We start from the raw sequence: 23,583 nt of genomic DNA on the forward strand, positions 1-23,583 counted from the left end.
GACCTGATGAACATTAAGATCATGAAAATGAGAACCCAATTTTTTACATTATTACTTTGCCTATGCGCGTTAACCGCCCTAGGTCAGAGCAGAAAAATCGATGTGGAATCTACGGTTGTAACCAACCATGAAGTATCCATCAAAGGCAAGAAGGTACCTTACTCCGCCACAGTAGGCACTCAACCCGTGTGGAACAATGATGGCGACCCTGTTGCTACACTTTTCTTCACTTTTTATCAAAGAACCGATGTAAAGGATAAGGACACACGCCCATTGGTTATCTCTTTCAATGGTGGACCTGGTTCAGCTTCTGTCTGGATGCATTTGGCGTATACAGGTCCAAAAATTCTTAGAATTGATGATGAAGGTTATCCTATTCAGCCCTATGGTGTAAAGGACAATCCACACTCTATTTTGGATGTCGCTGATATCGTATTTGTAAACCCGGTGAACACTGGTTACTCGAGAATTGTAGATCCAGAAGCTGATAGAACTCAATTCTTCGGGGTAAATCAAGACATCAACTACTTGGCTGAATGGATCAACACCTTTGTAACTCGAACAAATCGTTGGAACTCTCCGAAGTTTTTGATTGGCGAAAGTTATGGTACAACTAGGGTTTCTGGTTTGTCCCACAGACTTCAAAACAGTCACTGGATGTACTTAAACGGTGTCATTCTCGTATCACCAACTGGCTTAGGTATTGATAGAGATGGCCCAGTTAATCAGGCCAATAGACTTCCGTACTATGCCGCTGCAGCTTGGTATCATAAACAATTGCCTGGCGACCTTCAAAGTAAGGACTTACTCGATGTACTTGAGGAAGCCGAGACTTATACTATGAATGAGCTACTTCCAACGCTTGCTAAAGGGGCCTGGGCTACTGATGCCGAAAAACAAGAGGCAGTGAAGATGTTCTCTCGTTATTCAGGACTAAATGAAGAAGTAATCCGTCAGCATAACCTTGATGTTCCCACTGGATTCTTCTGGAAAGAACTCCTTAGGGATGAAGGACATACAGTAGGAAGACTGGACTCTAGGTACAAGGGGCTCGATCGTATGGATGCAGGTATGAGCCCAGACTTCAACTCGGAATTAACTTCTTGGTTACACTCTTTCACGCCTGCGATCAACGGCTATTTCCAAAATTTCTTGAACTACAAGACCGACATCAAATACAACATGTTTGGCCCTGTTGGTCCATGGGACAGAAGCGGAGACAACACTGGAGAAAACCTACGTCAGGCAATGGCCATGAACCCTTACCTGCACGTAATGACACAGAGTGGATACTATGATGGCGCAACCACATATTTCAATGCCAAATACAACATGTGGCACATGGACCCAAGCGGTAAACTAAAAGACAGGATGAGCTTTAAAGGATACAGAAGTGGTCATATGATGTACCTACGTGCTGAAGACCTCAAGAATGCCAATGAAGACATTCGTGTCTTTATCAAAAACTCTATTCCTCCGGCCGGGACACCAGCGAAGTATTAAAACACCGAACGCAAAGAGATAAGAAGCAATCTCTCAAAATCGACAGTACTTCAGTTGATTTAGGAGATTGCTTCTTTGTTTAATAGACCTATCTTCAGCCTAACCGAGAACAGTAAAAATGAAAAAAACAGTAATCTTCTTTGCCTTAATACTTATATCAGGGCTTAGCCTTCAGGCACAAACCCCTGCCGAACAATTTTGGAACAACTTGCAAAAACATTGCGGAAAGGCTTATGAAGGTACTTTGGCCTTACCAAAAGACGACCCTGCCTTTGGTGGTAAGCGACTCACCATGCATGTACGCTCTTGTTCAGCAACTGAAATTAAGGTTCCATTCTTTGTTGGTGAAGATAAGTCCCGCACCTGGGTATTCACGCTAAAAGACGGAGTGGTCACCCTAAAGCATGACCATCGCCATGAAGATGGCTCCGAAGATGAGGTGACGCAATATGGTGGTACTGCTTCTAACACAGGGTCTGCTACTCTACAAGTGTTTCCTGCTGACCAGTATACGGCCACCCTATTGCCAAGAGCTGCCACTAATGTTTGGTCGGTTGGCCTAGACGAAACTACTTTCTCTTACAACCTTACTCGTGTTAATAACAACTCGGTTTTTAAAGTGATCATGGATCTTACAAAACCTATTGAGACACCAGATGCGCCATGGGGCTGGAAAGGAAAATGATAAGTTTTTAATATTATTTCTTAGCCGATTAGTGTAGATCAAACAACTCTACACATCATACAACGAACGCTGCCCCCTCCATACTTCTCGATGGTTGGAATCTCAACAGAGAAGATGTTCGAGTACTTCTCGATCTGCACTATTTGATCTTTTGTTAAACAGTCAAAGGCAGATTGTGACATTACAAGTGTAGATTCGCCCTTGTCATTTAAAACTTCAAGCATATTTCCAGCAAAGGAGTACATCTGATCCATTGTCAAAGGAATAATTTCGTGACCTGTCTTCTCTAAGGCTTCTATGACAGTACTATGCTGCTCATCGGGAATTGACTCAAGACAAATCACTGCATACTTGGCTGCCACACACATAATCACATTTGTATGATAGACTTCTAACCCTTCCTTATCAAAGGAATCAAAGGTAAATGCATCAAAGCCAGTCTTATTACAAAACTCCTCCACTACCTCAATATTAGTTCTGGACGAAATACATGCGTAAGCCAGTTCATTTTCATAATCCAGCACCATACTTCCTGTACTTTCCAAAAACTTCCCCTCCTCTTCAAAGGCCGTTAAGTCCACTATGTTACCCACAGAAACACCTGCTGAGGCTAATTCATCAAGAATTTCGGTTCTACGCTCCCACCTTCTGTTTTCAGCCAGCATAGGATACAGCAAAGTTTGCTCTCCGTGGAATGATACCCAGTTGTTTGGAAACACTGCATTGGGCTTAACAGGACTATCTGTATCTTCAATTACATGCACCTTAACACCATTTGCTCTCAGCTTAAATACGGCTGCGTCAAATTCACTTAAAGCTTCCTTGCTTATACTTTCAATCTGCTCTGCGCCCTCTCTATTCTGAAAGGAATTGGATTCAGCAGTTGTTTCATCAAAACCGAAGTGTTTCGGTCTTACCATCATTATTTCTCTTGATGCTTGCCTTGTCATTGGTTCAATTATTTGCGCTTCGCAATATTCGTACTAATACCAAATCCAAACAAGGAGTCTGGTGCAAGTTCTGACATCGCAAAGCCTCCGAAAAAGTCAATCTGAAGATTAGGACTAAGTAAATACAGTAAGCCAAAATCGATACTTTGTTGAGAGCTAACATTATCCTTGAAGCCATAGCCCTCAAGAAATACAGTCAACTTTGGAGACACAGTAAAGCCCAAGTTCAATGTCCACAACCCTACATTCCTCGAGTTTTCGATGAGTATAATTCCAACGTTATAACTGATGTTAAATTTGTCTGAAATGTTGTTCTGAAAATTGACTCTTAGATCACCAGTTATTCCCCCTCCACTAGACAAAAACTGGCCGCCCACGTGCCCATTCAAAGCCACGGCCGGACGCCATCCTTCCTCCTCTACAAATTGGTATTTTACACCAATAGTTGTTGGTCCAAAAGAGGCATCAGATTGTTCAGTAATTACGTCATCAATGAGCTCTCGTGTACGTCCAAATTCTTGGTTCAATCGAAGCTCTAATTTGTCGGAAATTCCGTACCTGAGCAGTAGACTATTGTAAACTATATTCTGAAATTTAAAGTCAACCCCATTCGGAAAATTCACACCCAGCTGATTTGTCTGCTGCTGATAAAATCCCGTTTCAATCTGAAATAATCTAGGTGCGATAACGTAAGGAGAAGTAGTTTGTGTAGGCCGATCAGTTGCTATGGATGAAGCAGAATTATCATCTTCCTGAGCAAAGACCGACACAGACAAGAGACAAAAAAAGAAAACTAGAACTGATGTTCTCATAACCAATACTTGAGATTTTTCAACAAGTAAGTCAAAAGCGCTCAAAAGACTTCATTTGCCTCTTTAAAAGTGAAAAATCAATTTTTAGACAAGTCTAAAAATATATCTTATATGATTATCAATGAGATATTTAAAACACTTTTACTTATGTCTTTCTTTAAGTATTTCTATAACGTCATCCAAAGTGAAGTTTTTCGCCTCGAGAAGCATGAGCAAGTGAAAAATCAGGTCGGCAGCCTCGTTTTTAAACAGCTCTGGATTGTCGTCTTTTGCTTCTATTACTAACTCCACAGCTTCCTCACCTACCTTCTGAGCCAGCTTGTTAATTCCTTTTTCAAACATGCTTGCCGTATAGGATTCTTCAGGTGACTGCGTCTTTCGTTCTCTAATCACCTCGCTTAAATAATCTAGAAATGAAGCACCAGTTTTGTTCCCCTCACTCCAGCATGTAGCATCACCAGTATGGCAAGTTGGCCCTTCAGGATTCACTTTTACAAGCAAAGCATCTTGGTCACAATCAATGGAAATACTGACTAGATTTAGATAGTTATTTGAGGACTCTCCCTTAGTCCACAACCGCTGTTTTGAGCGGCTAAAAAAAGTCACTTTTTCGGTGCTTAAAGTTTGCTCAATTGAAGCCTCATTCATGTAGCCTAACATGAGTACTTTATTGGTTTGGGCATCCTGAATTATTGCCGGTACAAGCCCAGTATTTTGATCGAATACTACTTGCTCTAATGATTCAAATTTTCTCATTGTGTTAGTCTTACAGGGATGTCCTTTTTGGATAAAAATTCTTTTAATTCTGGTACCGATATTTCCTTAAAATGGAAGATGCTAGCGGCTAGTGCTGCATCGGCTTTTCCTTTTGTAAATGAGTCCACAAAATGTTCCATATTTCCCGCTCCACCTGATGCTATTATAGGTATAGGTAACATTTGTGAGATCTCCGAAGTAAGCTCATCTGCAAAGCCTGCTTTTGTACCATCGTGGTCCATGGAGGTTAATAAGATCTCTCCGGCTCCTCTTTCTGTTACTTCCTTTGCCCATTCAAGAGTTCTTAACTCCGTGGCAGTCCTACCTCCTCTTACATGTACTATATGCTCTCCATCTACAAACCTTGTATCAATGGCAACTACCACACACTGGCTTCCAAATTCCATTGCCAACTCATTAATCAACCCTGGACGCTTTACTGCCGAGGAATTGATGGAGATCTTGTCAGCGCCAGCATTTAGCAGTGCAGAAACATCTTCAATTGAGCTAATACCTCCACCTACGGTGAAAGGGATGTTAATTTGAGCAGCTACGCGCCTTACTAACTCAACAAGGGTCTTTCGCTTCTCAACAGTAGCTGTGATATCGAGAAAAACCAACTCATCGGCACCTTCCTCGGCATAACGGGCTGCTAGCTCAACTGGGTCTCCAGCATCTCGCAGGCCTACAAAGTTGACTCCCTTGACAGTCCGGCCGTCTTTAATATCTAAACAGGGTATGATTCTCTTCGTTAACATGTCTATTTAAATGAAGCTAGTTCTTCAAGACTGATTCTTCCTTCATAATAGGCCTTACCTACTATTGTTCCATAAATATCCATTTGCTCTAATCGACTCAGGTCTTCCATGGAAGAAACACCACCACTCGCAATAAGTTTTAAGCTTGGGAAGACTTTCATTATCTTCTCATAAAGATCAAATGATGGTCCTTGCAGCAATCCATCTTTACTGACGTCAGTACAAATACAATAGCTAATACCCAACTCAGCATACTCACTTAAAAACTCAAAAAGGTCTATTCCCGAGTCCTCTTGCCAGCCGTTAATTGCGATTTTCTCATCCTGTACATCAGCACCCAGGATGATAGTCTCAGGACCATATTGGTCAATCCACTCCTTCACAAGACTCTTGTCTTTAACCGCTATACTTCCAGCAGTTACTTGGTGCGCACCTGCTTCTAAAACTTCTTGGATTGATGCATTGGACTTAACCCCTCCACCAAAGTCAATTTTCAACTCCGTACCCTTACTAATAGACTCTAGGATACCCAAATTGATAGGTTTACTGGCTTTAGCTCCCTCTAGATCAACCACATGAAGTCGGTCTATTCCGACAGATTCAAAAGCCTGAGCGACTGCTAATGGGTCATCATTATACTCCGTCTTTTGATTATAATCACCTTGAGTAAGCCGAACTGCCTTACCTCCTATTATGTCTATTGCTGGTATTATTTTCACTCCTTGTAATTACTGATTGATGGACTTTGATTTCACAGTTCTAGAAAGTTAGAGAGTATTTTTTCACCAACCTTTCCACTCTTTTCAGGGTGTGCCTGTAGGGCATAGAAATTATCCTTGTGCAAGGCTGCTGAAAAAGGGTTAATGTAATCGGTCACGGCTATGGTTTCATCGCTCACTTCGGCATAATAGCTATGTACAAAATACACGTATGGATCGCTTGGAAGGTCATTAAAGAGCCGTGAATCCATTTGAGTCAACGTATTCCAACCCATTTGAGGGACCTTCAACCTTGGCTCAAATTTCTTCACCTTGATATCAAAGATTCCTAGGCACTCAGTATCGTTCTCTTCGGTATGAGAACAAAGCAATTGCAAACCGAGACACACCCCAAAAACGGGCTGATTCAAATCCTTAATTACTATATCTAACTGCTTGTCTTTTAGGAATCGCATGGCGGTACTTGCCTCACCTACTCCAGGGAAGATTACTTTATCGGCAGCCTGAATGACCTCCTTATCCGCAGAAAGCACAGGCTCCACTCCTAACCTATTTAAGGCATGGATGACAGACTGCACGTTACCTGCGTTGTAGTTAACAATGACTACGCTCATAGCTTTAAAAAACTCTCCGTTTCACAAAGTGTTTAAACAGTTGCTTCTTTTGCCTTTAAGCGCTCCTCTATCTTAGATTTGATCTCCGGTAGTGATTCGTATAATTGCTCATATGAGTCGATAATGAAGTAGTTTTCTTGCATGTTATCCTTTCTGTAAGGAGTATCAAGAATAGTGTCGACATCGTATTCGAAGTGGTTTGGCTCGTCAGAAAGCGAGTATTTAGTCTCTCCTGATGAGGACAGAATTCCTGCACCATAGATCTTCAGTTCTCCTTCTTCGCGGATCAGGCCAAACTCAATTGTGAACCAGTAAATTCTGGACAAAAGGTGAATTGCCCATTCATCTTCGATCCATTCCTGACCGAACTTACTGATGGCTTGTAGGAAGTCTACGAAAGACTGATTTGCCAAAAGCGGAATATGAGCAAATACATCATGAAACATATCTGGCTCCTCTAGGTAATCCAACTCACTCATCTTTCTCACCCAAGTGGTTGCAGGAAATTTCTTATTGGCCATAAGGTCAAAGAAAAGTCCATCCTCAACTATCCCTGGCACTGCATAAATCTCCCATCCAGTAAGTGCGCGTAACAATTTGTTAGTCTCTTCAAAGTTAGGGATCCCCTCTCCATTAAAGTTTACCTTATCCAGACCTACTAAGAACTCTTTTGTAGCGGCTGTCGGCAATGCTGGAAACTGACGATCGAAAAGTATATTCCACACTTTCTGATCTTCTGCTGTGTAATTGTCGTAATTCTGTTTCATTTCTACGGGTTGTAATGCTTTGTTTTTTGAATTGGTTCAAATCAAAAGCCCGGTCATAAAAAAACCCGGCTCTTTCGGAACCGGGTCTTATATTTTCAGTTAATTTTTTCTTTTCTGATTACATATACCTACCGATCCGCAACGTTTTGTTGTGATAATAGTGGTAGTGATATGCTTTGTTTTTCAACATTGATTCAAAGGTAATACCCATTTCAGATTATCCAAATGACTTAAGGGGATTTTTAAACCAACGGTCATTCAACCGATATTATTCACTCCTCAATACTTTGGACGGATTTACCATGGCTGTTCTCACAGCTTGATAAGCAATTGTCAACATAGTTATCAAAAGAGCGAAGACTATGGCCACTATGGCTACATCAGCACCCATATTAATTCGATAAACATAATCGCTTAACCAATCTCCCATAAAGAAATACGCCACTGGCAAACCTACCATTAAAGCTATGGCTATCAGTTTAAGAAAATCTGCGGATAGCAAAATCAAAATTGACTTAAATGAAGCCCCTAAGACTTTGCGAATCCCCATTTCTTTCGCTCTATGCAGTGCTATGAATGAAATCAGGCCAAACATTCCTAGGCAAGCAATGAATACAGCAATGCTAGCAAAAGTAAGAAATACATTACCCAAGCGGGATTCAAACCTGTACATACGATTGTAATAGTCGTCCATGAATTCATAGTCAAATGGTAGGCCTGGTGCCGCCTCTAACAAATTGGATTCTATAAACTGCAATGTTTCAGACAAGTCATTGGTTTCCAACTTTACATAGCCCGTATAAGACTGATTAGGGTTGTATAAGATCACAAAAGGCTCAATACGTTGCTGCATGGATTTGAAATGAAAGTCTTTCACCACCCCTTGAACAGGCCCTTCGTAACCTCCAATGACTACATTCTGCCCTACAGCCTCTTCGGCCGACCAGTTGAAGAGTTTAGCGGCAGTTTCGTTGATAATATAGGTTGGATTCAACCCTGCCGTGTCAAGCTCATTGAAAGGCACCGCACGTTCCATAAGGCTAAGTCCGCTTAACAACTCCATTCCCATGAGATCCATAAATTCCTTATCAGCACTTAAAAAGTATATAAGTTCATAGTCATCATCGGTGGGGCCAGTTTGGATACCGTGTGCTGAACCAACACTTATTGGCACATTGGAGGCCATACTAACCGATTTAATGTTGGGGTTAGTCATGAGTGTATTTTTGAAAGACTCGTAGTTCTTCTTCAAATCTCCATCTGACGTAAAGAAGATCACTTGTTCTTTATCCAATCCAATATTCTTGTCCTGGATGAAGTTTAGCTGCTTTTTCACCACAAGAGTAGCCACCACTAAGAAAGCCGAAATGGCAAATTGTACAATCACCAAAAACTTTCGTAGTCGATTTCCAGACCCAGAGTGAGTGAATTTACCTTTTAACACAGTTACTGGCTTAAACATTGAAAGCACCAAGGCTGGATAAATACCTGCCAGAAATGTAATTATCAGTCCAAGCCCGCATAAAAACAGAAGGAACTCTGATTTAAACAGGTATACAGTATTCAGTCTTTCTCCTGCCAGATCATTAAAATAAGGTAGCAGCCAATAGCTAAAAGCGATAGAAATTGCGAGCGATAGAAATACGAACAAGAATGACTCTCCTAAAAACTGACCAATAAGTTGCCTTCTGTGCGCGCCAACTACTTTACGGATTCCTACTTCTTTGGCTCTTTCTAAAGACCTTGAGGTTGCCAGGTTCACATAGTTAATGCAGGCTATCAATAAGATGAGGAAAGCCACGACAGAAAAGATGTAGACATATTGGATATCACCTACTCTCCCTAGCTCATAATTGAGTTTAAATCTTTTCTGAAGATAGATATCATTCAAAGACTGCAGGTATGTACCACTATCTTCACTTTCTGTGGGCATATCCAGCTCAACATTTACTTTCTCCCCTACCTTTTGCTCAAAGACAATGGGATCAACATTATCTTCTAATCTTAGAAAGGTTTGAAAGCTCCAATTAGACCAGGTTTCTCTTTGTGCCCACCTTATTTCTTTAAAGGGGATTAAGAAATCAAACTGCATCATTGAATTTGCCGGTGGGTCAAGAACAACTCCGGCAATAGCATACTGCTCTCCCTCCCTTATCATTGTTTTTCCAACAACATCCTGAGTGCCATAGTATTTCATGGCAGCTTTTTGCGTGATAACAAGCGTCTTCGGCTTGGAAAGAATCCCCTCTTCATTTCCTTGTAACAAGGGAAAAGTAAAGACATCGAAGAAAGCAGTATCAGCGAAATAGACATTCGTTGTAAATGACTGGTTGTCAATTTTCATGATTTGACCACCTAGTTCAATCACTCTAACACTGTGCCTAACCTCCTCTTCAAAGTTTCGCTTGAGGAAGGGGCCCACAATATTTGGGGTGATGGCGTCCTCACCATTAGTTACCCTGAAAATTTTGTCCTTTTGTTCGTGAAATTGATCGAAGCTCAACTGATGTTGTACGTAGAGTACTATCAGAATGAAACTAGTGAGACCAACCGCAAGTCCTGATAGATTAATGATAGAATAGGCTTTGTGCTTTTTGGCGCTTCTAAAAGCGACCTTGAAATTGTTTTTGACCATAACTAAATTGTTTTGAGTATATCTTTTTGAGTTTCTTCGTTTGAGGGTATGCCAACGCATGAACTTGAATACATTAAGCCAGTACTTCTTCCTAGCCTTAGCAGGTCCATACTTATCATAATGATCCAAATAGCGTTCTTCTAGATCTCCAGCTATCTCCTCTTGGAGTGGATCGTCACAATACCAATGAAAGATTCTTTCGGCCAACCTAGGCGGCTTTCGAATTTGGAATGAATTCATGATTCGCTCCCTCCAAATACATAACCTGGAATTTTCGACCAGAGGTACTGCCGATGTTCTTTTGCTTCAAGCAATGCCGACTTGCCGGCTGAAGTAACTTCAAAGATTCGTTTGCGTCTTCCTCCTCTTTTTTCAGAGGCACCACCTAAGTCAGACTTTACATAGCCTTTCTCCTCTAGGCGATAAAGTGCAGTATGTACCGAACTCATATTTACCGATCTACCCAACTCCTCCTCTATCACATTGGTAATTGATAGGCCATAGGCCTGCCCCTGTTGCGTAGCCACTACAAGCAGTACTGTTTCTTCAAACTCTCCTAAAAAGTGTCTTCTTTCCATTGGTTTAATATCTTACCCATTAGTAAAACTAATAAAAATAAATATCTATTTATACAGTGATGCACCCAATCAGTAATTCGTTGCACTGAACCGGATATTATCACAGACGAAGTGTCGATCGATTCATTACGTCTACACATTGTCTAGCTGCTCCTCGAGCATATTTAATCCATAAATTCTTACATTTGAGGTGACACTATCTTTAGACTGAATATGATAAAAGCAGCTAAACTCTCTCTTTGTGCACTGGTTTTAACACTTTGTGCTTGTAGTAATTCGATTGATGTGGATCCGGATACTGGGTTTGAGATTTTTACAATTCCTGCTGGGGGACACAATTCCATCATTAGGAATGAGGCTTTCACAGGCTCAGGGGTTAATATTAAAGCAATCTTTGATAATAGTGCTCAATACACCTTGGAGGTAGCATCAGATCAAGCTGACATTAACAAACTCATTGGTTTTTCTGATTGTACACAACACCATCAAAGTGAAAGTGGTCGCATTGGCTGGAGATGGTTTAATGACGAATTGCAGATTCTCGCCTACACCTATTTAGAAGGCAACCTATCCTTTGAACTTATGGGGGCTATCCCTCTCAACACGGAAGTAGATTTATCTGTCAGAATTGTCGGAGACACTTACCAATACTCGGGCACAGGACTGCAATCTGTGACTATGCAAAGAAGTAGCAATTGTGAGACAGGAGAGAACTATTGGTTATGGCCTTATTTCGGTGGAGACCAACCAGCCCCTCATGAAGTAAAAATTCAACTAAAAAGAACGGTTATTGACTAGAACTAGTCTGATAAAATTCAAAAGCCCCTCCTTAATAAGGAGGGGCTTTTTTGTCACTCACCCTCACCAAGTAACTCGGCCATCTCAACTAGCTTGATCAATTCAGCTCTGTAGCCTTCTTCATCTTCGCCTTTTGCAGCCTTTGCCAAACGGATTACCGCGTCAAACTTAAGACCATTCGAATAATCAGAATCTCTGAGTAACATTCCAAAACCTGCAACTGCTGCTGACCATCTAAAGTTGTTGGAAGTCTTTCCGATCTTCATGACATCATTTTTGACCACTGTATCCAAATAGATCGACTTATCTTCATCTGGCTTCTTATATCGTAGTTTTACTGTCATCAAGTCAGATTCATTTCCACTCAGCTCGATCTTCTTTTTCTGACGATACTTCAGGTCATCCAGAGGTTTAAAGTTACTTTCAACTCCCACCGGGATCACCTCATAAAGAGCCGCCACACTGTGTCCTGACCCCAGTTCGCCAGCATCCTTCTTATCGTTATTGAAGTCTTCGTCATTTAATCTTCTATTCTCATAACCGATAAGTCGATAGGCCTGAACAGTAGCTGGGTTAAACTCTACTTGAATTTTAACATCCTTAGCGATAGTAAAAAGCGTACCTCCAAACTCTTTTACAAGCACCTTTTTCGCCTCAAGGATATTATCGATATAAGCATGGTTACCATTACCCTTATCGGCTAGTACTTCCATTTTAGAGTCTTTGTAGTTACCCATCCCATATCCAAGTACTGTCAAGAACACCCCACTCTTTCTCTGATTTTCGATAAGGCTCTCCATGTCATCATCGCTAGAGGCACCTACATTAAAATCTCCATCGGTAGCCAAGATTACACGGTTGTTACCTCCTTCTATGAAGTTCTCTTTTGCAATCTTATAGGCAAGCTGTATTCCTGCTCCTCCGGCTGTGGAACCACCAGCATTAAGCTTATCCAACGCCTTAAGGATTTTCTTCTTCTCGTTACCTGGAGTAGACTCCAGTACTTCTCCAGCTGCCCCGGCATACACCACCATTGCTACACGGTCTTTTCGTCTAAGCTCATTAATCAACAGCTTGAATGATTTCTTCAAAAGAGGCAACTTGTTGTGATTACCCATTGACCCTGATACATCTATCAAGAAGACAATATTAGAGGCAGGAAGATTATCCATTTCTATTTTCTCTCCTTGAATACCTACATGAACTAGCTTATGGTCCTCATTCCATGGTGCTAAAGACACTTCATGTTCTACACCAAATGGATGTTTCCCTTTTGGTGATTCGTAGTCATAATTGAAATAATTGATCATTTCTTCAATCTTAACAGCATCTTTTGGAGGCAATTGTCCGGCATTAATAAACCTTCTCACATTACTGTATGAGGCAGCATCTACATCAATTGAAAGTGTGCTATAAGGATTCTTCCAAGGGGATTTGAAACCGTTTTCATCGATCTTTTTGTATGACTCATTGGATGGACGATAACTGTCGAAATACACCGATTTTTTATATGCCGGAGAAGGCATTGAGGCCATATCCACCTCATACTCTACATTAGCCTGCGCCAGGCTATTTGATCTTCTCCGACTTCTGCGAGAGTTGCTCTGCACTCCGGTGACAACAACTTCTGCGAGAGAAACCGCATCTGGAGCCAACATTACATTCAAGGTGTTAGATTGCCCCACTTTTATTTCTTGTGTGATGTATCCGAGAAATCTGAAAACCAAAACACTCCCGGTATCAGGTACCCTTATACTGAACTTCCCATCTTTATTTGTAGTCGTCCCTAATGTTGTGCCCTTTAACAAAACCGTTACCTGTGGTAATGGCAAGCCATCATCAGCTCCTGTAATTTTACCTGTTATTACTCTTTGAAATTTTTCTTCCATTGGATTATGGAATCCGATGAAAAGTGTCATCATTATGATTAATACCTGCTTCATGATTATATGATTTAGATTTTCAATTCTTTACTCACATGATGCGGCATGGAAGTTGATTCCATAAATAGTTGAGAAAAAAATTACGTCATTGCGATCCCGATTCATCGGGAGAAGTAATCTCCTAACCAAAAGGGGGATTGCTTCGCAAGTCGTACCTCCTTTCTCGCAATGACGAAGGCTATTGAAAAGAAGGACACTAAATATTGACCAAATCACTGACCTAGAGCTTATTTCGGCTTACAAGCGAAGTAAGGACAAGGAGTTAGTGGGTTTGCTATTCAAGCGCTATACGCCTTTGGTTTATGGTGTATGCCTGAAATATTTGAAAGAAAGAGAGTCCTCTAAGGATATGACCATGCAGGTATTCGAAAAGCTATTGCTGCGCCTGGAAGACCAAGACATAGTCAATTTTAAAAGTTGGCTTCATGTGCTTACAAAAAATGAATGTCTAATGCTTCTCAGAAAACAATCCAGCCAAAGTGAGAGAGCTCAAATTGTTAATGGAACTGATTTTATGGAATTGTCCATTGCTGCGCATCATGAGGATGAGGGGCTTGAGGAAGACGTTGAAAAGCTAGGTACATGTATAGATGGATTAAATGAAGAGCAGCAGGAGTGCATTAAGCTGTTTTACCTCGACAAGAAATGTTATCAAGAGGTGTGTGACCTGACTGGTTACGAAATGAAGAAGGTGAAAAGCTATCTTCAGAATGGACGAAGGAATTTGAAATTATGTATTGAGAAACTCCGTGGACAAGAAGAACAAACATATTGATCAGTTAACACCTGAGATCATAAAAGCTTACCGTTCTGGTGAGCTTACAGCTGAGCAAAAGCATCAGGTAGAAGTTTTGATGCTTGAAAATCCTTTGTATGCCGAGGGCATGGAAGGGGTTGAATCGATTGGCTTGGCTGACCTTTCCACAGACCTTGATGAATTGACTGCAAGATTGGATCAAGCTACGGACTCAAAAGTTTCTCCGTTCTGGACGTTATACAGAAGGGTAGCTGCAATCGCACTCCTACTGATCACCTCTTTAGGTTTATTCTATTTGTTGAATGACCAGTCTCCTCTTCCAACACAAGAATTAAGTGATGCAAAGAAACCTACCACTGAAACACCCAAGGATAGTAGTGCTAATAACAAAATAGAGCCTTCCGTTGAAACCAAAAGCACTCCAGAAGCGGAAATTGTGCAAGAAACGGAAATTGAATCGGTTAAAGACCAGATTCAAACTACTAAGCGGGTGACGAGGGATCCAATTGCAGAAAATGAGCCCGAAGGTCTTAAGCCCTTCTCTTCTGAAGCACCTAAGGAAGTCGAAATTCAAGCAGCCGCACCTCGGGAAATTACTTTACCAATGAGAACATTTGACAAGTCACTGGATAGTGTCGTTGAGGTTAACTTGACATGGAAAGATCAGAGGAGTATTAAACAAGAAGTCTTGTCATTGAGTGAGAATGCCTCCAAGAGGAAACTTGATGATTCAGCTTTGAGAAATTCCTTTGCACCTCAAAACACTCCTGAAGCTCTTGAAAACCTAACGATAAGTGGTAAGGTTACAGGCTCAGACGATGGACTCCCCTTACCTCAGGTTTCTGTTTTTGTTAAAGGCACGATATTACATGGAATTGGAACTACGCAAGAAGGAACATATGGCTTGGACAGCATTCGACCTGGTTCGACAATTGTATTCAGATACCTAGGCTATATTACCCAAGAGGTGAAATTAGACACAAGTGCGGTGTTGAACATTCAATTAGTGCCCGATGCTACTTCACTTGGAGAAGTTGTGGTTACTGGAATAGGTCTTAATGACGAAGAAGAGGAAGACGTAAGCACCTTTGCCATTGCTAAGCCAGAAGGTGGATATCCTAATTTTAACCGTTACCTCCGAAGAAACCTTAAATACCCTGAAACAGCCAAAGAACAGAAAGTACGGGGCAGAGTGACACTGGAATTTGACGTGAGTGCTACCGGTGATCTATCCAACTTTAAGATTATAAAGGGTCTAGGCTTTGGCTGCGATAAAGAAGCCATCCGCTTGGTGAAAGAGGGACCAAAGTGGAATCCAAGAACCGAAGGGGTCGACAAACGCCCCGTCAGTTCCACTGTTAAGATCAGAGTAAGGTTTAGGCCTTAGTGTCATTGCGAGTGCAGCGAAGCAATCTCCATAGTAATTCAGGGGATTGCCACGGTCATTCCTCCCTCGCAATGACGAAGGCTAAAAGCTCTTTCTCAATTCGAAGGTCTTTCTCATGCGATCAATCAAACGGTTTGACTCATTGTAGTTCAATGTCTGTTGCCCATCTGAATACGCTTCTTCAGGAATCTCGTGTGACTCAAAGATCACCCCATCAGCACCGGCCATAATACTTGCCAAAGCGATCGGTTCAACGTGCGCCCGAATGCCGATACCATGAGAAGGATCTGCAATCACTGGTAAGTGTGTTTTCTCTTTCAGCACCGCCACAGCATTTAAGTCCATGGTGTTTCTAGTGGCTTTCTCATAGGTTCTAATGCCTCTTTCGCAAAGCAAAAGTCTTTCATTGCCTCCACTAAAGACATATTCAGCTGATGAAAGTAGCTCGTCAATCGTTCCAGAAATACCACGCTTAATCATTACCGGCTTGTCGGTACCCTTCCCCAATTCGTCCAGCAGATTGAAATTCTGAGTATTTCTAGCGCCTACTTGATAGATATCTACATAAGGATCCATTTCCGCAATCTGAGAAACCTGCATTACCTCAGTAATGATTTTCATACCTGCCTCTTTGGCCAATTCGTACCACACTTTCAGTCCATCTATTCCCAAACCTCTAAAGGCATATGGAGAACTTCTTGGCTTGTACACTCCTCCCCGCATGATGGTGATACCTTGAGACTTTAGATGTGCAATGGTCTTTCTGATTTGTTCCTCTCCTTCGATAGAACAAGGGCCTGCCATGATTTGGAAACCACCTTCTTCGATTACAACGCCATCACCAAGATCTATTACCGTAGGATTCACTTTCCACTTACGCGAAACAAGTTTAAAACCATCCGATACAATATGGATGTCTTTAATACCATCCATTGACCCGATAGACCTGATATCGAATTCCTTGCTTCCTGTACCCACCAAGTAATCTCCTTTTTGGGTCTTCACTTCAGTCGGCTTGTATTTGAGTCCTTTGACTCTATTGATGATTGCCTCTTTTTGGCCCTCTTCTATTTCTTGTTCGAATTGTATGATCATTTTTTATAAGTTTCGAGCGATGAGCTAAAGCTTCAAGCTCAGTCTGTTCAACCCTTTATAGATTGAATAAATTCATTAATGTTATTCGCTATAACTCCTTCTTGGGAGATTGCTTTAATAAAGGCACTTCCAATGATAGCGCCATTGGCATTTTCACAGGCTTTATCGAATGTTTCTTTATTGGATATTCCGAAACCGATCAGGGTTGGGTTCTTCAAGTTCATTTCCTTAATTCTGGAGAAATAGGCCTCCTGATCCTGGCTTATTCCTGTTTTGGCCCCAGTGGTACTTGCGGAAGAAACCATATAGATGAACCCATTTGAGTTCTGATCAATCTCTCTAATTCGAGATTCAGAGGTTTGTGGCGTAATTAGGAAGATATTCAAGAGGCCATGCTTCTCGAATAAAGGCTTGTAGACTTCAAGGTATTCGAACATGGGTAGGTCTGGAAGAATCAATCCATCTACTCCAACCTCTTGGCACTTTTGGCAGAATGCCTCGATGCCATACTGAACTATTGGGTTGATATAGCCCATAAGGATAATTGGAAGACCAAATTTGTGCCTAACCCCCTCCAACTGCTCTAAAAGAAGTTTCAGAGTCATGCCATTGTCAAGCGCAATACCGTTGCTTTCTTGGATGGTCGGACCATCAGCGATTGGGTCGGAAAACGGAATACCTATTTCGATCAAATCAGCACCCGTGGCTTCCAAGCTCTCCATTATACCGACCGTATCGTTTAAGGTTGGGTAACCAGCCGTGAAGTACACATTGAGTACTCTTTGGGATTTTCTATTAAAAAGTTCTTCTATTCTGTTCATATCTCGTTTCGTCATTGCGATCCTGATTTATCAGGAGAAGCAATCTCCCTATCGATTGGGAGACTGCTTCGCTTCTCTCGCAGTGACGCTTATAATTTTAATACTTCCCCCATTTGATGTAGGTCTCTAAATCTTTGTCTCCTCTGCCAGATAAATTCAGCACAACTACGTCTTCTGCTTTAAAAGTCATTTGATTTAATGCGGCTAAAGCATGAGCTGTTTCTATGGCTGGGATTATGCCTTCAAGTCTGCTTAACTCAATACCTGCTTGCATCGCTTCTTCATCGGTGGCGCTATAGAATTGCGCCCTACCTGTTTCAAACAGATGTGCATGCACTGGGCCAATACCCGGATAATCCAAGCCTGCTGAGATTGAGTAAGGCTCTACCACTTGCCCATCTGCGGTTTGCATAAGGAGTGTTTTACTTCCATGAAGCACACCTGGCTTACCCAATACAGTCGTTGCAGCAGATTCCCCAGAATCATTTCCTAGACCGGCAGCTTCAACGGCTACCAACTGCACGTCCTCATCGTCATAGTAATGATAAAAGGCACCAGCGGCATTACTACCGCCACCTACACAAGCCACTACATAATCAGGCTTTTCAGTGCCCTCATGTGAAAGCAATTGCTTTCTAATTTCTTCGCTGATTACCGATTGGAAGCGAGCCACCATTTCTGGATATGGGTGAGGTCCAACCACAGATCCAATGATATAGTGTGTATCTGTTGGATTGTTGATCCAGTGGCGCATGGCCTCGTTCGTAGCATCCTTGAGGGTCTTACTGCCACTCTCCGCTGCCCGAACTTCCGCACCAAGGATACGCATGCGTTCGACATTTGGCTTTTGACGTTCCATGTCTACAGCTCCCATGTACACGATGCATTCTACACCCATCAGTGCACAAACGGTAGCGGTGGCTACTCCATGCTGACCTGCTCCAGTTTCTGCAATGATCTTCTTTTTACCCAAACGCTGAGCCATTAGAATCTGACCTATCGTATTGTTTACCTTATGAGCTCCAGTATGGCAGAGATCTTCTCTTTTTAGGTACACTTTGGCACCATACTTTTGTGAGAGCCGCTTAGCGAAATACAATGGAGTGGGTCTTCCAACAAAGTCTTTCAGCAATGACTGAAACTCCTCTTGAAAGTCTTCAGCCTGCATAATTCGCTCGTAGTTGTCTCTCAACTCTTCCACATTAGGATATAGCATTTCAGGGATATAGGCTCCCCCAAAATTTCCGTAATACCCTCTCTCGTCAACTTTTACTTTCATCTTCCTTCATTTTCGTCATTGCGAAGAGCAAAGCGATGAAGCAATCCCCTTATTAATTAGGAGACTGCTTCGTCCCTCGCAGTGACGATGTTAGTTGTTCTATTCTTTCTATGTCCTTTAGCCCTGGAGCTAACTCAAACTTAGAGTTTACATCTATGGCATGAATGTTCATTTTGCCAAGCTCTTCTAGGGCATCTACATTATCCAAATCAATACCCCCACTAAGGAAAAAGGGAACTTTTTGGTTATAGCCCTTTAATATCTCCCAGTCAAAGGCTTCCCCATTACCTCCTCTGGCCTTTCCTTTCGTATCGAACAAAAAGAAATCGACAAAGGGATTATAAAGGTCTAAACCACTGAAGTCAAAGGCTTCACCAATTGAAAAGACTTTGATCACCTTTATTCCTACAGCAAAAAGCTCAGCAGTATATTCGACAGGCTCATCGCCATGCAATTGAACATAATCCAAACCATAGGCCTGCACCTTGTTCTTTACTGCTTCCAGATCGGCATTCACGAATACTCCAATCTTTTCAGTTTCCTTAGGAAAGCTATTTAGCAACTCAGTATCCAGTAATTCTTGGGCATCGCGGGGTGATTTATCGTAGAAGATAAAACCTATATAGTCAGGCTTCAGCGCAAGTAAATGCGCTATATTCTCACTCTCTCGCATGCCACATACCTTTAACTTCATAGTAATCAGGGATTAGAAATCAGGAATCGATGGATTCTTTTTCCACTGTTTTCTGATCTACCGATTTTCTCTTTTCAACTGTTTAATAAATTCCTTAGCTGTTTCCTCCGGCCTGGCAGTCTTCATAAAGGTCTCTCCTATAAGGAACCCTTTGTAGCCGTAACCTCTCAAGTCGGCTATAGACTCAGGGTCGCTGATTCCGCTCTCAGATATTTTAACAAAATCATCAGGGATTGCCGAAGCCAAGGCCTTCGAGGTTTCAATGGTAGTCTCGAAGGTTTTTAAGTTTCGGTTGTTTACTCCAACAATATCGAGCTGTTCAATCAAGTTGTTTTCTAGTTCCTCCTTATTGTGAACTTCCATTAGAACTTCAAGCCCCAAACTCTTGGCAAAAGAGGCCAATGATTGCAGCTTTTCAGGAGCAAGTGCGGCAGCTATAAGCAAAATGGCATCGGCACCGATCGACTTGGCCTCAATGATTTGATATTCATCAATTATAAAGTCCTTCCTAAGCACTGGACAGAAATTGTACTTTCTAGCCTCACTCAGGTCCTCGTTCTTACCACCGAAGAATTCAGCATCCGTTAATACCGAAAGTGCCGAGGCTCCTGCTTGCATATAGCCTATTGTTGTCCTTTCAACCTTGGCATGTGAGTTAATCATTCCTTTAGAAGGCGACTTGCGCTTGAACTCAGCAATGATACCTGACTTGTCTTCTCTCAGTAGGTATTTCTTCAAAGAGACAGTTTTGCCTTCAAAATACACACTCTGTTCAAGTAGCTTTTCAGGGAAAAGCGCTCTTCTATCCTCCACCTCGGTGAGTTTATGCGCTATGATTTTTTCTAGTATATCCATTTGTTCTTTTGTCACTGCGAGGGACGAAGCAGTCTCCTCAATTTATTTGGGGATTGCCACGGTCGTGCCTCCCTCGCAAAGACGTTCTGTTTATAGTCCTAATATTTTTTTAAATGTTCGAAGTGCTTTACCACTTTCTAAAGATTCTCTGGCCATGCCTAATGCATCGTCAGTTGAAACACCTTTTCCACATTGGATGGCCATTGCCGCATTAGCGATAACCACATTGTTCTGTGCAGTAGTTCCTTTGCCCTTCAGAATGGTCTCAAAGATTTTTGCCGACTCCTCAACGGTTTCACCTCCATGAATCTGCTCTTGTTTTATGGTTTCAAAACCCAAATCCACAGGATTAATAATGGATTCATTTCCATTAGATATCTTCTTAAAGCCACCAGTGAGTGAAATTTCATCATAACCATCTAGGGCATGAAGGATCACAAAATGCTTATCGGTTTTTTGGTACAGATATCCGTAGAGTCTTGCTAACTCCAAACTAAACACGCCTACCAACTGCTTCTTAGGGAATGATGGGTTTACCATGGGCCCTAACATGTTAAAGAAGGTTTTAACTCCGAGATCTCTTCTAATCGGAGCAACATTCTTCATTGCTGGATGAAAGAGGGGTGCATGTAGAAAGCACAGTCCGCATTCGTCAAGACTCTGTCTGAGTTTGCTAATGTCATTTGTAAACTCATAGCCAAAGTGTGCCATGAGATTAGACGATCCCGAAACGGATGACACACCATTATTACCATGCTTAGCCACATTCTGACCTGCTCCAGCTACTATAAATGAGGACAATGTAGAGATGTTAAAGGTGTTTTTACCATCTCCACCAGTACCGCAAAGGTCGATTGCGTCATACTCAGGAATCTCTACCGGAACACAAAGTTCCAGCATAGCGTCTCTGAATCCTTCTAACTCTTCAACAGTAATACTTCTCATCAGGTACACCGTAAGGAATGCCGCCACCTGACTTTGGTTATACTCACCTTGGGCCAGGTTTTTCAAAATCTCCTTGGCAGTGGCTTTATCAAGCGACTTGTATTCGAATAGTTGGTTTAGTATCTCCTTCATTTCTCAGTTCGTCATTGCGAGTGCAGCGCGGCAATCTCTCTAACCGTTTAAGGAGATCGCTTCGTTCCTCGCGAAGACGGTTAATTCTTAATCCAATTTTTCAACAATTGATGCCCATGTTCTGTCATGATAGACTCTGGGTGAAATTGTACTCCCTTCACATCGTACTCTTTATGACTAATGGCCATGATTTCGCCATATTCGTCTATTGCAGTTACTTCTAACTGATCTCCAAGCTGTTCTTTGTCAACATTCCAGCTATGGTAATGGCAAATCTTATAGGTCTCTGGTAGGCCTGAGAACAATCTATCATTAGGTTTCTTCACTTTGACCTCGCTGGACACGCCATGCAGCACCTCAGGCATATTATAAAGTTTAGCACCATAAGCTTCGGCTATACCCTGATGTCCTAAGCAGACACCTAGAATACTTTTTTCCTTACCATACATTTTGATGAGCTCCGGCATAATACCCGCCTCCTCTGGGATTCCAGGGCCAGGCGAGAGTAATATTTTATCATATGCGCCAACTTCAAGAAGGTCGATCTGATCGTTTCTCAGCACATCCATATTCCTTTCATAACCGAGCTCTCTTAGATAATGAACCAGGTTGAAGGTGAACGAGTCGTAATTGTCTAGCACTAGTATCTTCATCGTATCTCCTTTGCTAGTTCAATGGCCTTTCTGAGTGCTGCCAGTTTATTATTGACCTCTTGAAGTTCCGACTCGCGGTTCGATTTGGCCACAACTCCTGCTCCTGCCTGATAGAAGAGTGTATTGTCTTTACTTAGAAAAGACCTGATCATAATGGCATGATTGAAATCTCCATTGAAGCCCATAAAGCCAATGGCTCCACCATAATAGCCTCTTCTTGTTGACTCATACTCATTAATCAGCTGCATGGCCCTCACCTTAGGCGCACCACTTAGCGTTCCCGCTGGGAATGTGCCAGATACCATTTGCGTCTCAGTCATATTTTCGCTCAGCTTACCAGTTACTTTGGACACTAAATGAATGACGTGAGAGAAGTATTGCACTTCTTTATAGGTATCTACCTCAACATTCGATCCGGCACGGCTTAGGTCGTTACGTGCAAGGTCTACAAGCATTACATGCTCTGAATTTTCTTTAGGGTCTGCATGAAGCTTCTTGGCTAATTCAGCATCTGCCTCATCGTTACCTGTTCTTCGGAAAGTACCTGCAATCGGATGGATTGTTGCCTTCCGATCCTTAATCACTAATTGAGCTTCTGGAGAAGAGCCAAAGATCTTATAGCTACCATAGTCGAAGTAGAATAAGTAAGGCGATGGGTTTACTGACCGTAACGCACGATAGACATTAAACTCGTCTCCTGAAAAATTATCCTGAAACCTTCTGGACAGCACTATTTGAAATACATCTCCTCTAAAGCAATGCTGAATTCCTTTGTCTATGATCTCAAGGAACTCTTCATCTTGATAGTTTGAACTCTCCTGCTGCGCTGGTACAAACTCGTACGAAGGGTAATTCTTATTATTGACCAAATTCTCGATTGCCTCAAGCCCCTTAGGTGCTGAACCTTCTGGAGAATGCTCAAAAATGTATAATTCATTTTTGAAATGGTCTATTGCGATGACATAGCGATAAACATGATATAGAATATCTGGGATACCATATTCATCCTCCTGATGATTTCCTACAGGAATGTTCTCGAAATGCTGTACAGCATCATAGCCTATATACCCGAACAATCCATTGTTGATAAACTTGAATGGGTTCTCATCTGCTTGAAATGAGGCAACAAACTCATCAAGCTTGAGCATTGCTCCGTTACCAGAAACCTCCCCTCCGGTAACTCCTTCCGGCAGCGACTGCTTGTAGTGATTATCTTTTACCTCGAACCTGGCAATAGGCTCACAGCAGATGTATGAAAAACTATCATCTGCACCGTGATAATCCGAACTTTCCAAGAGGATTGGATTCTCGAACTTATCGCGCAGCTTCAAGTAGATACTCACTGGTGTGACTGTATCGGCAAGTAGTTTCTTATATGTCGTATTTAATTTTGTCATTACTCATTCTACTCTTTGTCATTGCGATCCCGACTTATCGGGAGAAGCAA

The 23,583-nt window shown here is 41.9% G+C and carries 22 protein-coding genes and 1 pseudogene; 5 read left to right on the top strand and 18 right to left on the bottom strand.

The window, feature by feature from the left end:
- Positions 1–27: 27 nt before the first annotated feature.
- Positions 28–1,503, top strand: a complete 1,476-nt coding sequence (locus tag J4E76_RS18835) for a S10 family peptidase (protein WP_208506344.1) — start codon at positions 28–30, stop codon at positions 1,501–1,503.
- Positions 1,504–1,621: 118 nt separating this feature from the next.
- Complete coding sequence (locus J4E76_RS18840; RefSeq protein WP_208506345.1) at positions 1,622–2,188, top strand: hypothetical protein; 567 nt, start codon at positions 1,622–1,624, stop codon at positions 2,186–2,188.
- Between the two features lie 38 nt (positions 2,189–2,226).
- Here J4E76_RS18840 and ctlX read toward each other — a convergent pair whose 3' ends face one another.
- The 9 genes and pseudogenes from ctlX to J4E76_RS18885 all read right to left on the bottom strand — a co-directional run bounded on the left by ctlX (position 2,227) and on the right by J4E76_RS18885 (position 10,777).
- Positions 2,227–3,138 (bottom strand): citrulline utilization hydrolase CtlX, encoded by a 912-nt coding sequence (ctlX, locus tag J4E76_RS18845; RefSeq protein ID WP_236017551.1) that lies wholly within the window; start codon positions 3,136–3,138, stop codon positions 2,227–2,229.
- 8 nt (positions 3,139–3,146) lie between these two features.
- Positions 3,147–3,950, bottom strand: coding sequence for a transporter (locus J4E76_RS18850; protein WP_208506346.1), 804 nt, complete (start codon positions 3,948–3,950; stop codon positions 3,147–3,149).
- Between the two features lie 141 nt (positions 3,951–4,091).
- Positions 4,092–4,706, bottom strand: coding sequence for a bifunctional phosphoribosyl-AMP cyclohydrolase/phosphoribosyl-ATP diphosphatase HisIE (hisIE, locus tag J4E76_RS18855; protein WP_208506347.1), 615 nt, complete (start codon positions 4,704–4,706; stop codon positions 4,092–4,094).
- On the bottom strand, positions 4,703–5,464 hold the full coding sequence (gene hisF, locus J4E76_RS18860) for an imidazole glycerol phosphate synthase subunit HisF (protein WP_208506348.1): 762 nt from the start codon (positions 5,462–5,464) through the stop codon (positions 4,703–4,705). Before hisF ends, hisIE begins: the two co-directional genes overlap by 4 nt.
- Before the next feature lie 2 nt (positions 5,465–5,466).
- Positions 5,467–6,183, bottom strand: a complete 717-nt coding sequence (gene hisA / locus J4E76_RS18865; protein WP_208506349.1) for a 1-(5-phosphoribosyl)-5-[(5-phosphoribosylamino)methylideneamino]imidazole-4-carboxamide isomerase — start codon at positions 6,181–6,183, stop codon at positions 5,467–5,469.
- Positions 6,184–6,215: 32 nt separating this feature from the next.
- Positions 6,216–6,797 (bottom strand): imidazole glycerol phosphate synthase subunit HisH, encoded by a 582-nt coding sequence (gene hisH, locus J4E76_RS18870; RefSeq protein ID WP_208506350.1) that lies wholly within the window; start codon positions 6,795–6,797, stop codon positions 6,216–6,218.
- Between the two features lie 32 nt (positions 6,798–6,829).
- A pseudogene (locus J4E76_RS18875) lies at positions 6,830–7,573 on the bottom strand (phenylalanine 4-monooxygenase); the annotation flags it as partial.
- A 259-nt stretch (positions 7,574–7,832) separates the two neighbouring features.
- Positions 7,833–10,439, bottom strand: a complete 2,607-nt coding sequence (locus J4E76_RS18880) for an ABC transporter permease (RefSeq protein ID WP_208506352.1) — start codon at positions 10,437–10,439, stop codon at positions 7,833–7,835.
- Positions 10,436–10,777: a PadR family transcriptional regulator gene (locus tag J4E76_RS18885; RefSeq protein ID WP_208506353.1), complete on the bottom strand. Its 342-nt coding sequence runs from the start codon at positions 10,775–10,777 to the stop codon at positions 10,436–10,438. Before J4E76_RS18885 ends, J4E76_RS18880 begins: the two co-directional genes overlap by 4 nt.
- Positions 10,778–10,990: 213 nt before the next feature.
- On the opposite strand from J4E76_RS18885, the gene J4E76_RS18890 reads away from it, so the two are divergent.
- Positions 10,991–11,575: a hypothetical protein gene (locus J4E76_RS18890; RefSeq protein WP_208506354.1), complete on the top strand. Its 585-nt coding sequence runs from the start codon at positions 10,991–10,993 to the stop codon at positions 11,573–11,575.
- A gap of 53 nt (positions 11,576–11,628) precedes the next feature.
- Here the strand turns inward: J4E76_RS18890 and J4E76_RS18895 are convergent, their stop codons facing one another.
- A complete protein-coding gene (locus J4E76_RS18895; RefSeq protein ID WP_208506355.1) occupies positions 11,629–13,518 on the bottom strand; it encodes a VWA domain-containing protein in 1,890 nt (629 codons plus the stop codon).
- A 181-nt stretch (positions 13,519–13,699) separates the two neighbouring features.
- On the opposite strand from J4E76_RS18895, the gene J4E76_RS18900 reads away from it, so the two are divergent.
- Both J4E76_RS18900 and J4E76_RS21240 read left to right on the top strand, forming a co-directional pair.
- Positions 13,700–14,293, top strand: a complete 594-nt coding sequence (locus tag J4E76_RS18900) for an RNA polymerase sigma factor (protein WP_208506356.1) — start codon at positions 13,700–13,702, stop codon at positions 14,291–14,293.
- Positions 14,268–15,662 (top strand): energy transducer TonB, encoded by a 1,395-nt coding sequence (locus tag J4E76_RS21240; protein ID WP_208506357.1) that lies wholly within the window; start codon positions 14,268–14,270, stop codon positions 15,660–15,662. Before J4E76_RS18900 ends, J4E76_RS21240 begins: the two co-directional genes overlap by 26 nt.
- A gap of 81 nt (positions 15,663–15,743) precedes the next feature.
- On the opposite strand, the gene aroF is transcribed toward J4E76_RS21240, so the two are convergent.
- The 8 genes from aroF to J4E76_RS18945 all read right to left on the bottom strand — a co-directional run bounded on the left by aroF (position 15,744) and on the right by J4E76_RS18945 (position 23,533).
- Positions 15,744–16,757 carry a 3-deoxy-7-phosphoheptulonate synthase gene (gene aroF, locus J4E76_RS18910; RefSeq protein WP_208506358.1) on the bottom strand — a complete coding sequence of 338 codons (1,014 nt, stop codon included), beginning with the start codon at positions 16,755–16,757 and terminating at the stop codon, positions 15,744–15,746.
- Between the two features lie 47 nt (positions 16,758–16,804).
- Entirely contained in the window at positions 16,805–17,578 is a 774-nt protein-coding gene (trpA, locus tag J4E76_RS18915) for a tryptophan synthase subunit alpha (RefSeq protein WP_208506409.1), read from the bottom strand.
- A gap of 97 nt (positions 17,579–17,675) precedes the next feature.
- Positions 17,676–18,857, bottom strand: a complete 1,182-nt coding sequence (gene trpB, locus J4E76_RS18920; protein ID WP_208506359.1) for a tryptophan synthase subunit beta — start codon at positions 18,855–18,857, stop codon at positions 17,676–17,678.
- Between the two features lie 52 nt (positions 18,858–18,909).
- Complete coding sequence (locus J4E76_RS18925) at positions 18,910–19,551, bottom strand: phosphoribosylanthranilate isomerase (protein WP_208506360.1); 642 nt, start codon at positions 19,549–19,551, stop codon at positions 18,910–18,912.
- 57 nt (positions 19,552–19,608) lie between these two features.
- Entirely contained in the window at positions 19,609–20,406 is a 798-nt protein-coding gene (gene trpC / locus J4E76_RS18930; RefSeq protein WP_208506361.1) for an indole-3-glycerol phosphate synthase TrpC, read from the bottom strand.
- Positions 20,407–20,496: 90 nt separating this feature from the next.
- Positions 20,497–21,483, bottom strand: coding sequence for an anthranilate phosphoribosyltransferase (trpD, locus tag J4E76_RS18935; RefSeq protein ID WP_208506362.1), 987 nt, complete (start codon positions 21,481–21,483; stop codon positions 20,497–20,499).
- Between the two features lie 80 nt (positions 21,484–21,563).
- Positions 21,564–22,136: an aminodeoxychorismate/anthranilate synthase component II gene (locus J4E76_RS18940; RefSeq protein ID WP_208506363.1), complete on the bottom strand. Its 573-nt coding sequence runs from the start codon at positions 22,134–22,136 to the stop codon at positions 21,564–21,566.
- Positions 22,133–23,533: an anthranilate synthase component I family protein gene (locus J4E76_RS18945; RefSeq protein ID WP_208506364.1), complete on the bottom strand. Its 1,401-nt coding sequence runs from the start codon at positions 23,531–23,533 to the stop codon at positions 22,133–22,135. Before J4E76_RS18945 ends, J4E76_RS18940 begins: the two co-directional genes overlap by 4 nt.
- Between the last annotated feature and the right edge of the window lie 50 nt (positions 23,534–23,583).

This window comes from Roseivirga sp. E12 (assembly GCF_017592825.1).
Taxonomy (GTDB): Bacteria; Bacteroidota; Bacteroidia; order Cytophagales; family Cyclobacteriaceae; genus Roseivirga.

Bases quoted from the DNA above. Each gene is read 5' to 3' on its own strand.
- trpD (WP_208506362.1), bottom strand. From the start codon at position 21,483: ATGAAGGAGATACTAAACCAACTATTCGAATACAAGTCGCTTGATAAA.
- J4E76_RS18940 (WP_208506363.1), bottom strand. From the start codon at position 22,136: ATGAAGATACTAGTGCTAGACAATTACGACTCGTTCACCTTCAACCTG.
- aroF (WP_208506358.1), bottom strand. From the start codon at position 16,757: ATGATCATACAATTCGAACAAGAAATAGAAGAGGGCCAAAAAGAGGCA.
- hisF (WP_208506348.1), bottom strand. From the start codon at position 5,464: ATGTTAACGAAGAGAATCATACCCTGTTTAGATATTAAAGACGGCCGG.
- J4E76_RS18885 (WP_208506353.1), bottom strand. From the start codon at position 10,777: ATGGAAAGAAGACACTTTTTAGGAGAGTTTGAAGAAACAGTACTGCTT.
- hisIE (WP_208506347.1), bottom strand. From the start codon at position 4,706: ATGAGAAAATTTGAATCATTAGAGCAAGTAGTATTCGATCAAAATACT.
- trpC (WP_208506361.1), bottom strand. From the start codon at position 20,406: ATGGATATACTAGAAAAAATCATAGCGCATAAACTCACCGAGGTGGAG.
- ctlX (WP_236017551.1), bottom strand. From the start codon at position 3,138: ATGACAAGGCAAGCATCAAGAGAAATAATGATGGTAAGACCGAAACAC.
- J4E76_RS18840 (WP_208506345.1), top strand. From the start codon at position 1,622: ATGAAAAAAACAGTAATCTTCTTTGCCTTAATACTTATATCAGGGCTT.
- J4E76_RS18850 (WP_208506346.1), bottom strand. From the start codon at position 3,950: ATGAGAACATCAGTTCTAGTTTTCTTTTTTTGTCTCTTGTCTGTGTCG.
- J4E76_RS18895 (WP_208506355.1), bottom strand. From the start codon at position 13,518: ATGAAGCAGGTATTAATCATAATGATGACACTTTTCATCGGATTCCAT.
- J4E76_RS18945 (WP_208506364.1), bottom strand. From the start codon at position 23,533: ATGACAAAATTAAATACGACATATAAGAAACTACTTGCCGATACAGTC.
- J4E76_RS18890 (WP_208506354.1), top strand. From the start codon at position 10,991: ATGATAAAAGCAGCTAAACTCTCTCTTTGTGCACTGGTTTTAACACTT.
- hisH (WP_208506350.1), bottom strand. From the start codon at position 6,797: ATGAGCGTAGTCATTGTTAACTACAACGCAGGTAACGTGCAGTCTGTC.
- J4E76_RS18925 (WP_208506360.1), bottom strand. From the start codon at position 19,551: ATGAAGTTAAAGGTATGTGGCATGCGAGAGAGTGAGAATATAGCGCAT.
- J4E76_RS18880 (WP_208506352.1), bottom strand. From the start codon at position 10,439: ATGAATTCATTCCAAATTCGAAAGCCGCCTAGGTTGGCCGAAAGAATC.
- trpB (WP_208506359.1), bottom strand. From the start codon at position 18,857: ATGAAAGTAAAAGTTGACGAGAGAGGGTATTACGGAAATTTTGGGGGA.
- J4E76_RS18835 (WP_208506344.1), top strand. From the start codon at position 28: ATGAGAACCCAATTTTTTACATTATTACTTTGCCTATGCGCGTTAACC.
- trpA (WP_208506409.1), bottom strand. From the start codon at position 17,578: ATGAACAGAATAGAAGAACTTTTTAATAGAAAATCCCAAAGAGTACTC.